The sequence below is a fragment of the Nocardia sp. alder85J genome, from assembly GCF_020176955.2.
In the GTDB taxonomy this organism is placed as follows: domain Bacteria; phylum Actinomycetota; class Actinomycetes; order Mycobacteriales; family Mycobacteriaceae; genus Nocardia.
The window spans coordinates 52,664-62,831 of record NZ_JAIUCZ020000020.1; the positions used below are offsets into that span (position 1 = coordinate 52,664).

Annotated in this window: 11 protein-coding genes; 7 read left to right on the forward strand and 4 right to left on the reverse strand. The window is 68.7% G+C overall.

All coding sequences use genetic code 11. The features are described 5' to 3' along the window. Positions 1 to 23: 23 nt before the first annotated feature. The gene (locus LBW94_RS43165; RefSeq protein WP_225061343.1) at positions 24 to 1,115 is read left to right on the forward strand and encodes a pyridoxal-phosphate dependent enzyme; all 1,092 of its coding nucleotides are present in this window, start codon (positions 24 to 26) and stop codon (positions 1,113 to 1,115) included. Positions 1,116 to 1,205: 90 nt separating this feature from the next. Here the strand turns inward: LBW94_RS43165 and LBW94_RS43170 are convergent, their stop codons facing one another. Then, positions 1,206 to 2,456: a saccharopine dehydrogenase family protein gene (locus LBW94_RS43170; RefSeq protein WP_225061344.1), complete on the reverse strand. Its 1,251-nt coding sequence runs from the start codon at positions 2,454 to 2,456 to the stop codon at positions 1,206 to 1,208. Positions 2,457 to 2,550: 94 nt separating this feature from the next. Between LBW94_RS43170 and LBW94_RS43175 the strand changes: the two genes are divergently transcribed. Both LBW94_RS43175 and LBW94_RS43180 read left to right on the forward strand, forming a co-directional pair. Then, the gene (locus LBW94_RS43175; RefSeq protein ID WP_225061345.1) at positions 2,551 to 3,105 is read left to right on the forward strand and encodes a hypothetical protein; all 555 of its coding nucleotides are present in this window, start codon (positions 2,551 to 2,553) and stop codon (positions 3,103 to 3,105) included. A gap of 4 nt (positions 3,106 to 3,109) precedes the next feature. Continuing rightward, entirely contained in the window at positions 3,110 to 3,340 is a 231-nt protein-coding gene (locus LBW94_RS43180) for a hypothetical protein (protein ID WP_225061346.1), read from the forward strand. Positions 3,341 to 3,382: 42 nt separating this feature from the next. On the opposite strand, the gene fabG is transcribed toward LBW94_RS43180, so the two are convergent. The 3 genes from fabG to LBW94_RS43195 all read right to left on the reverse strand — a co-directional run bounded on the left by fabG (position 3,383) and on the right by LBW94_RS43195 (position 5,861). Then, complete coding sequence (gene fabG, locus LBW94_RS43185) at positions 3,383 to 4,081, reverse strand: 3-oxoacyl-ACP reductase FabG (RefSeq protein ID WP_225061347.1); 699 nt, start codon at positions 4,079 to 4,081, stop codon at positions 3,383 to 3,385. 65 nt (positions 4,082 to 4,146) lie between these two features. After that, a complete protein-coding gene (locus LBW94_RS43190; protein WP_225061348.1) occupies positions 4,147 to 5,130 on the reverse strand; it encodes a hypothetical protein in 984 nt (327 codons plus the stop codon). 254 nt (positions 5,131 to 5,384) lie between these two features. Continuing rightward, positions 5,385 to 5,861 carry a helix-turn-helix domain-containing protein gene (locus LBW94_RS43195; protein WP_225061349.1) on the reverse strand — a complete coding sequence of 159 codons (477 nt, stop codon included), beginning with the start codon at positions 5,859 to 5,861 and terminating at the stop codon, positions 5,385 to 5,387. A 369-nt stretch (positions 5,862 to 6,230) separates the two neighbouring features. Between LBW94_RS43195 and LBW94_RS43200 the strand changes: the two genes are divergently transcribed. From LBW94_RS43200 to LBW94_RS43215, 4 genes are all read left to right on the forward strand, one after another. Further along, a complete protein-coding gene (locus tag LBW94_RS43200; protein WP_225061350.1) occupies positions 6,231 to 8,039 on the forward strand; it encodes a hypothetical protein in 1,809 nt (602 codons plus the stop codon). Between the two features lie 49 nt (positions 8,040 to 8,088). Continuing rightward, positions 8,089 to 8,919 (forward strand): hypothetical protein, encoded by an 831-nt coding sequence (locus tag LBW94_RS43205; protein WP_225061351.1) that lies wholly within the window; start codon positions 8,089 to 8,091, stop codon positions 8,917 to 8,919. Between the two features lie 14 nt (positions 8,920 to 8,933). Further along, positions 8,934 to 9,626, forward strand: a complete 693-nt coding sequence (locus LBW94_RS43210; RefSeq protein ID WP_225061352.1) for a hypothetical protein — start codon at positions 8,934 to 8,936, stop codon at positions 9,624 to 9,626. A 15-nt stretch (positions 9,627 to 9,641) separates the two neighbouring features. Continuing rightward, a partial coding sequence (locus LBW94_RS43215; RefSeq protein ID WP_266273547.1) for a hypothetical protein occupies positions 9,642 to 10,168 on the forward strand: 527 nt, incomplete at its 3' end.

The window sequence follows — 10,168 nt, forward strand, 5'->3', positions numbered from 1 at the left end:
CCCACCACCGGCAAACACAGGACATGACGAACCGACCCCCCACACCCCCGACCACCCCATTCGGGCACCTGACCTCGGTGCCCGACGACACAACCAAGTCCCCGGATCCGGCCGGCCCGCGATCCGGCCCGAGCGATCCCGCCCTGCCGAAGGACTACCAGATCCCCTGGCCTCCCGAGTTGCTCACGGCCTTCAACCGCCTACGCCCGATAATGCCGGGCTTGGTCCGCACCGACCTGCCGCCTCACCCGACCAGCGCCCGCGACGTCGACCACATGGTGACCCTGCTACGCAACCGCGACCAGGACGCCGGAGAGCCGTTCGCGTGGGCCGCGACCTGGTACCTGCTGCACCACCGGCCCCGAACGGTCGTGACCGCCGCCACCGGGCCGCACGCCGTACGCGGGTGGGCATACGCCGCCGCCACCACCGGCATACCGGTCACCGTGTACGTTCCCGCGACCTGCCCGACCCCGGTCATGCACCGCGCCACCGCCGCCGGACTCGGCATCGAGGTCATCGACGGCGATTGGACTGCCACGCGCGCCGCCGCCGACCGATACCGCGGCCCCGCGATGGTCCCCCCGCCGGACGACCCCGTACTGTGCCTCGGCGCCGAAGCATTCGCTCAGGAATCCCGCAGCGTCTCCCCCGCCGCCGACGTCCTGATCATCCCTATCGACGAGCCCGCCGTCCTCACCGGAATCGCCTCCGCCGCAGCGCGATACAGAATTCAGCTGGTCGTCGCCGAACCGTGCCGGAAACCGCGTCGGCTGCCCACCCCGGCGACGCTCACCGACGATGTCCTGCGCGTACCTGTTCCCGCCGCCGCCGCTCGAACGGCCGCCGAACTTGTGCAACAGGAACTCGGCTGGTCGCCAGGACGCCGGGGCGCGCTCGCGCTCGCTGCGGCCATCCACCCTGCCGTCATGGCCCTGACCGGCGGCCGGAACAAGCACGACCACCAGAAAAACACCACCGCCGTACTCCCCGACGCCGACGCACCGCGGCCAGATACTCGGTGGGACTGGCAACGTACCGCCGGGTGTCAGCCACGCCGGATCGAGCACACTGCGCCGCCGCCGGCCGTGATCCGAAGGGGCAACAAGCGATAGGCGCGACGACGGCATGACCCGGCGTCCGCACTTGAGCGGTGGACGGAACTCGTCAGCCGACCGGCGCAGGTCCGCGAATCCTGGTCAGCTTCAAGCCCGTGTGACTTCGATGGTGATATCCGCCGCCTTGCGCAGCCGCTCAGTGAGCACGTCGCCCATCGCCGACGCCGGGGTCAGCACACCCGCCATCTCCGGCAACTCGTCGTACGCCAGGCACAGGGCCGCCTCGCCGAGCATGACCGCGGTGGCCTGGTAGCCCGGATCACCGTGCGCGGCGAAGGTGCACACGTACTTCGCGCCCGAACTCGTCTCGGCGAACGTCCTCATCGTGAACCACCCCGTGCGCCGGGTGGATTCACCCGGCCCGGTACCCGGCCCAGGAAGCACCCGATCCAGCAGCCACCGCCCCGCCGGAAAACGCGACAGCAACGCGCCGAGCACCATCACGCCCACCACGCCACCCGAAACCCCCGTCGCGAACACCGGCGCCAGCCGGGAACCACCGACGCTCATCACCTCGCGGTAGCGGAAGTTCTTCCCGTACACCCAGCCCAACAGCCCGTTACTGCGCCGCACGACCTTCGTATTGTGCTGTGCCATCGGAAACGTCGCCACCCAGCCGTCCAGGCTCGCATCGATCCCCGAGGCCCGCTCGAGCGCCTGATCCGTCTGCCGCCCGACATCCGGGTCCATCGCCCGGTCCGGACTCAGCGAATACGGGTGCGCCAGCACCCGGCCCTTCGACGGATCGGCGACGATCTCCTCCAGCATGGCCCGCGCGGTGTCGATGGTGCCGCCGCTCACCCCGCCCTTGAGCGCGGCAACCAACGTGGTGTCGCCGAGTTCGCCGGCATTGTCGATCACCGATCGGCGGTACAGCTGGTACACACTCAGATCCGACGGAATCGAGTCGTAGCCACAGGAATTCACGATCCGCGCACCGCTCGCGACAGCCTGATCATGGCACCCGTCGATGCAGTCCCGGATGAACAGCGGCTCCCCGGTCAGATCGGCGTAATCCGTGCCGGCCCGCGCGCACGCCTGCACCACCGGCAGCCCGTACCGCACGAACGGGCCCACGGTCGTGACCACCACCCGCGTACGAGCCGCCAGCGCATCGAGCGAATCCTGATCGGACACATCGGCCTGGATCAACGCCCAGCCTCCCGCCGCCGCGGGCAAGCCCTCCCGGAGATTCGCCAGCTTCTCCAAAGACCGGCCCGCCAACGCAATTCGCGCACCCGCCGGGGCCGCGGAGGCCAGATAGCGCGCGGTCAGCGCGCCCGCAAACCCCGTCGCGCCGAACAGCACAAGGTCGAACTCACGATCGCGATTCTGCATCAGCCCACAGTATCGGCGACCGCCAGCCGGCCGGGCCCGCCGCGGACTCCAGCACCAGAGACCACCGGGTGACCGGCCGGTCTACGCTCGGGTGATGCCGATGCCTCACTCCATGATCCGCCCCGGCGACCCCGTGCCGCCGGACATCGAGGAGGCCGACCTGCTCGCCGCGATCATCATCGGCGAACCGGTGCTCATTCTCCTCCCCCGTTGGGGTGTGACCACGATCCGCGAAGACGGAACCCTCGCCGCCGCAGACGCATTCGCCGCAGCGATCCACGCCCACGGAGCCTCACCGCTGACCGATCTCCCGTTCACCGGCGAGCCGGTCACCGACTGGACGGCCACAATCGACACCACCACCGGGGCGCGCATCACCGGTCCGGGTGCCGTCGGCGAGGTCTACACCGGCAGCCTGCCGCCGGCCACCGGAGAATGGCTCGCCCAGGCCGCCGACAACCAGCAACACGGACACGGAATCGTCGTCATCACCGGCACCGCGAACCCGACCCCGGATGCGGCCCTGGACATGATCGCCGAAGGCCACGCCAGCTGGGTACGCGCATCCGTCCGGCTCCACACCGGACCGGATACCCATCGCGCCCAGCCGAATTCGACTCCCCCACCCCGCCGGAGCGAACTACCGTAGGCGGATGGACATCGCCCCGGACATGATGCTGGGCCTCACCGTCGACCAGCGCGCCGCCGCGGACCGCCTCGAGCTGACCCCGAGCGTAGACCTGCTGCTCACCTACTCCGGCCCCGTCGATGGCTGGATCGCCTCGCTGCTCACCCCCGACGGCGACCAGCAGCAGGCCACCGGCGACGACATCGGGCCCTTCCTGCTCGCCGCCGCCGAAAGATGGGCCAACCCCATCATCTGACCCCGCAGCACAGCCCCGCTGCCGATCGGGCCGGACCGACGGTCAGTGCCCCATCCCGATACCGCCATCCACATTGATCACGGTCCCGGTAATGAATCCGGCGTTCGGCGACAGCAGGAAAGCGACGGTCGCGGCGACCTCTTCGGGCTTGCCGAAGCGCCCCAGCGGCGTGTACTCCTTCGCCTTCTCCACGACGAAATCCGACACCGCTGCGGACATGTCGGACTCGGTGAACCCGGGCGCAACAACGTTGGCGGTGATGTTGCGTGCGCCCATCTCCCGGACGAGCCCGCGCGCCAGGCCCACCACGCCGGCCTTGGCAGAGACGTAGTTGAGCTGGCCGGGCATCCCGGCCAGACCGCTCGAGGACCCGATGATGACGATGCGCCCGAACCGGTGCCGCACCATCATGCGATTGGCCCGCTTGACCACCCGGAAAACGCCGGTGAGGTTGGTGTCGATGACCCGTTCGAACTGGTCCTCATCCATGCGCACGAGCAAGCCGTCGGCCGTGATCCCTGCGTTCGCCACCAGCCCCTCCACCGGGCCGTCTTCCTTCTCGACATGGCTGAACGCGGCGTCGACGGACGCGGCATCGGTGACATCGCATTCCACCGGCCGGACGCCGTCGGGCACCGAGGCCCCACGGTGAGTTCCCCAGACGTTGTGACCATCCTTCACCAAATAGGTTGCGATAGCAGCGCCGATACCCCGGTTGGCTCCGGTGACAAGGACTCGCACGAGTAGATACCTCCAAAGTTGTTTTGCACGTGCAGATTCAGGAAAGAAAACGGTCGGTTTGCTGTCTAGCTTTCGGTCAGGAGAATGATCGCCACGGGATCGCCGTGCTTCTCCTGCGCGGAGTGCAGAGCGAATTTCGTGGCGAGGAAACTCTGCCCGTCGATCACGATGTGCTGTTCCGCGCCCTCGCTCGAATCCGGCGAGCCGAGATGATCGAGGTCGATCTGATCGAGCACCTGCGCGATGCGGGATTCGCCCAGCGGCGCCATCTCGCCCACGGTGGTGAGCGGGATCCGATTCTTCTTCTCCACCAGCAACATTGTGGCGTGCGTGAAGCGGACCAGGGTTGCGATGTTCGATTCGAAGTTCTGGCGTTCCTTCAACACCATCGTGAGGCCGTAGAGGGTGCGCTGCCCGTCCTCGGCGACGCGCAGGCGGCAACTCGACCACATGTGCGTCCACTGATCTGCCGGCCTCAGTGACCAATACGAGTCGATCAACAGACCGTCATAGCCGGTCAGGGCATCGTAGTAGCCGCCGCACATGCCCCAGGCATCCTCGGGGCACAGGTACATGAAAAGGTATTGCACGTGCCGTTCTTCGTTGGCGGCCCGGCCGTCACCGATCAAACTCGGATTGTCACCGCTGGTCCGGGTGGTCATCGCCGTCATGTCCAAGACCCAGCCGTTATACGTCGGCCGTTCCTTCTTCGGCGGTGTGGCAGCCACCCAGCAAATCAGGCCGATCGGTGTGCCGTCGGAGCCGTCGATCTGGTGAGTTTCGATGTGTAGCCCCGGAATTGCGGGTAGTTCCCTGCCCGCAAGCTTCGCGTCCACGACGGCAGTGAAGACCTGTTCGCCCTTGTGGTCCATGCCCAGTTTCGTCCGCACGCGGCGCAGCGGCCGCGCTACTCGTTCCCCGGCGAAGCTGTGCACGAAAACCTCACTGCCCAGCTTCGTTCCAATGATGTCTATCGCGATCCATTCCGCTGGAAGGGCCATGGAGCCAGCATAAGCATGGAACTGGTCGTCCGATTTCCCATACCGCACACAACGGGGCTGTGATCGCAGCCACGTAGCTGCCCGGAGAAATCCGCGTTGCCGCACCCATGTACCCCTGCTATGGTCGGGATTGCAACGGCAACTTTGCCGCTGCATACGCCCGGTCGGTGAGCTTCTCCCGCGCCGGAAGCAGTTGGCCCGCCACGGCGGTGGGTCTGCTTTCGGATGCGTAGAACTCGGAGCCCCACCGGATGAACACACTCAGACTCCCCCCTCCCGAGAACCGTTGGCGGCCAGCGCGATCAGCACCCCGCCAGCGGATCTTCCGTGTCCGCAACCAGCCCGTTGCGCTCGTACGCCTCCCGGATCACCGCCGCCGGCAGGTCGAGGGCATCGCCGAGCCGCGCGGCCGCACCCTCGGACAGCGGCCTCTCGTGCGCCTCGAGTTTGGTCAGCGACGGCACCGGAATGCCCGCCCGCGCAGCGAGTTCCGGCTGAGTGAACAGCCGCAGGCAACGCCAGTCGCTCAGTCGCCGATCGCACTCGGGAATCCGAATCACCTCGTGCACATCGACTTTCGGTTTGCCGCAGCGCGTCAGCTCTCCGTTCAGCGCGATCAACGCGCGCCGGAGAAGATCCACCTGCGGATTGCACAGGCCCGATTCCCAACGCCGCACGGTCTCATCGGACTTGATAGCAGCCAACTGGGCGAGCCGCCCACGGGAAAGCCCGGCGTCGGCGCGCGCCCGCGCGAAGCGGACGCCATCGAACCCACGCATCACACTGCGGCTCAGCGCTCTGCCCGTTCGTCCATGCGTCGCATCCTATTCGACTTGACTGAGAGGGTATTAAATACGAGTATTCTAAATGGGGGATTGCGTCAGGGGGCGCCAGGCCACCACCGAAAGGAGCTGGTGACGACACCCGAGTAGCAGAGAAGCCTCCCTCCGGCTGGCACCCGAGGGACGGCACAAACGAAGCGCCTTCCCCCGGGCTGGCACCCAGGGGAAGGCGAAGGGGTTGATTCCCGGTCGCGGCTGGCACCGCCCGGAAATCACGCAGATCCACGTTCCAGAGGAGTTCTGCATGTTCAGAGTAGATGCTTTGCTTTCGTTGCACCCCCTGTCCCAGGGCGGACGGGGCGCGCGATGACCAATCCGTTAACCGCCGCCGGGGCGAACAAATCCAAATCCAGAGGCAACGAGCCGCCGGCGGCACTCGTTGCCGCCACGCTCGGCCTGGCCGTCGCCGCCGTCGCCGCTCCCGGCCTGATTCCGCTGGCCATCGGGTTCGCCATCGGCAACCGGGGATACGCCGCGGCCAAACACCGCCGCTTCTGGCTGTGGCTCACACCCGAGAAATGGCCGCTCATCGCCAGCGCCGGGCCCGCGTTCGCCGCTGTGGTCGGGTTCACCGTGGCCGCCATGCTCCGGATCTCCGCCGGGACCGCACTCGGCGACCTGTGGCCCTGGCTGGTCGCGTCGCTGGCCGCCGGCGCCGCCGGGACGCCGGGCGCGTTCCTGATCGGCCGCCGCCTGCTGCGCCGCGAACTGCTCGAGGGACGAGCCCGCGACGTGCTGGTGAACGCGCAGGCCATCGAAGCGATGATCGAAGCCGGCGACGAGCAGGTAGCCCGGTCGGTCGGGGTGTCGCTGAACGAGGACACCGTCGGTCTGTCCGTGGTCGACCCCGCCCGCGTGATGACCGCACCGATCCCCGTCGAGGTAGGCACCGCGGTCCGGTACGGCATCGGCATCCTCATGCCCGACGACTCCATGACCGACCGCCGCCGATCGGACCAGTTCACCGCGCCGGACTGCGATCTGCTGCTCGTGCCCGCCACAGCCGGGCAGCAACGCATCCAGGTGTTCGCCGGATCCGGCGTCGGCAAGACCGAGCTCCTCGCCGGTATCCACGCCGCACAGAACCGCATGGGCATGACCACGGTCATCCTCGATTTGAAGGGCATCGCCGAGGACGCCGACCGGTTCGCCGCCGACGCCCGCCGCCAGCGCGATTACGTCGGCGCGCAACAACTGATCCGCGTCGAGCGCGGCGGCTGGGACTTCTTCGACACCACCCGTGACGAGCTGCTCGACCGACTCATGTTCATCGCGCCGAAGACCCAATCGACCGACTACTACACCAAGCGCACCAGGAGAGTCCTGGACATCGTCATCGACGGGCGCGGCACGAAACCCCTGGTGAAGTCTCTCGATGAGCTGACCGAGCGCTTGGCCGATCCGGTGCGCCACCTCGGCGCACAACTGGCCGGGCCGATCACCGAGGAAGACCGCCACGGCGATTCCGACGCCAAGAGCGTGGCCCAGGACGTAGACGCGATGTTCGCCCCGCTGCGCCGCCTGCTACCGAAAACCGGTCAGGGGTGGAGCTTCACGAAACTCCCCGAGGGATCGGCGACCATCGTTTCCCTGGTCCCGGTCCGTCCCGCCGAACGACTGCTCGCGAACCTCATGCTGCGCGACCTGCGCGAACTATTGGCCCAGCGTTCCGAGCAGAGCAAAGCCGGAACCCGGCACCACCCGCTCGCGGTGACCATTGACGAGTTCCCACAAATGGTGGACCCCGACACCGACGCCGCCGACGAAGCGGTCAGGATCTTTGAGACCGCCCGCGCCGCCGACGTCGGCCTGATCCTGGCCGGTCAGACCGTCGAGTCCTTCACCCTCGATGCGCAGATGCAGCGCCGGATGCTCGGCGCGGGAACCGCCGTGGTGCTGGGCCGCTCCGCGCTGCCCGACACCGTCACCGAATCCGCCGGCACCCGCTGGAACCTCGAAGCCGCCGGCGATCCGCACGGCCACAGCATCAACTCCGCTCGCGCACAGCAGACGTTCGCCGTCAGCCCGCAGCAGGTCAGGACCTTGCATACCGGCCTGTTCTGGCTCGTCCACGAGGGCTCGACCGCCCGGTTCATGGCCTTCCGAACCCTCTGATTCTCCTCATCCACCTATCCCGTTTCCGTTGTCCAGGAAGGAAATTCGAATGTACAAGAGACTCGCCACAGCCGCCGTCAGCGCGGTGTGCGCGATCAGCGTCGCCGCCAGCGCCGCCACCGCGGACCCGATCACACCGAACCCGAACCCGCAGGTCGCTCCACGTACCGTCCCGTCACCGCAGGCAGTGCCACCGGCGGTAGGTGGCGGACAGTATGTGCCGCCGCAGGATCTGCCGATCGCGCCGCCGCCGCGCCCCCGGCCGCAACAGCAGCAGCCCGCCGCAGTGCAGCCGACGGCACCGGAACCCGACACCGACGAGCCGGAGCAGACGGACACGCCGCCGCCCGCACCGTCCGCGCCGCCGGTCGATCCGCGGCAGCTGCGCATCGGCACCGCGATCCTCGAGGCGCCGGACCTCCTCGCACCCGGGCAAGTCCACGACGTGCAGGCCGCCGCCGACGCGGCCGAGTGGTGGACCGCGTGGGCCTTCGATCAGGTCGGCTACAGCCGCGACGCCTCCGACCACGCGGCCGCCGCCGCCCTGGTCGGTGCGCTCGGCGGCGCGTACGCCGGCGGCGTGGTCGCGACCCCGATTCCGTCGATCGGCGGGTGCCTGGTCGGACTGGTGATCGGCGGTGTCGCCGGTGCCGCCATCGGCGGCATCCCGACCGGCGGTGTCGCGGGCCCGCTCGGTGCCGCCATCGGCGGTGTCGCGGGCTGCATCATCGGCGCCGTCGTCGTCGGCCTGCCCGCCGGTGTCGCCGGTCTGCTGCTCGGCGGCCTGGCCGGCGGTGCCGCCGGTGGCGCTCTCGGCGACCAACTCGACCAGCACCCCGCCACCGACCCGGCCAGCACCACCGAACCGGCCAACCGCTGAGGGGAGGAACAGTGGTGACCGAATCCGAGCGGTGGCGGCAGTGGCTCGACAACGCCACTGTTCCTGCCCCCGCCAGCGACACCCGCCGCCGCCCGCCGCGACGGCCGACCACCAGTACGACCACCCCGGCGGGCCGCACCCGCCGGGGCCTCGGCCGCCGGGTACTGGTCGGCGGCGTGGCCGCCATCGCCGTAATCACCGCCGTCGGTGTCGGGGTGGGTCTGTCGCACCGCTCCGGCGGCACCGGCAGCACCGGCCGCCCCTACACGATCGTGACCACCACCGCGGCCGCGCCCGGCCCGACCACCGTCGCCTCCACCACCGTCGCGCCGTCCTTCTGCACCCCGGGCCGGATCGGTGCGGCCGTGGTCAGCAACACCGGCGGCGACCGCGCCACCGGGGAAGGGGCAATCGCCGAATACGAGTATCGATATTTCGCGCGCCGAGACCCGGCCGCCGTCATGGAGATCACCGACGGCGGGCCCGGCGTCCCCGGCCCGGCGCAGGTGGCCGACGGCATCGCCTCCATCCCCGCCACCGCGCCGTGGTGCGTATCGACCACCCCCGCCGGTGACAACCGGTTCGAGACCGCGGTTCGCTACCAGCCCGCCCCGTCGGCCGCCCCGGTGTCCTGGCTCATGGTCATCACCGTCGCCCCAGGTGACGGCGGCTACCGCGTCGTCCGCATCGAAGACAAACCCGCCTAGAAAGGCCATCCCGTCATGACCACCAAGACCCAATGGGACGCCATCGCCGCCGCCGTCACCACCCACGCCGAACACCTGAAAACCCTCACCACCCACAGCGAGCTGTACGCATGGGCGAAAGAGCACGACCTCACCGGACCGCAATTCGGCGCGGTGAAACACCAATTCCGCAAGATCGGCATCGACTACGACGCGATGCGCGAGGCCGCCAACCGCGCCCGCCTGGCCGAGATGAACGCCGTCGCCGCCAACGGAGTCCCGACCATCCGCTTGTCGGCCGCCGGATACGACCCCGGCGCCGACGAGGACGAGGCCGGAGGATTCGCGGTGTGCGACGCCGAGGGCACCGCCCTCTGGTACGGCACATTCCACACCCAGGACCGCCACTACTGCGCCGGGGACCAGGTCAGCGCCGACCTCAGCGCCGCCAGCAAGGCGATATTCCTCGCCTCCAAAGCCCGCGAGCACACCAAGAACGACGTCGCGCGGCTGGTGCTCACGGTGACCAATCCACTCATAGACACCAATTTTCTTGTCCGCGA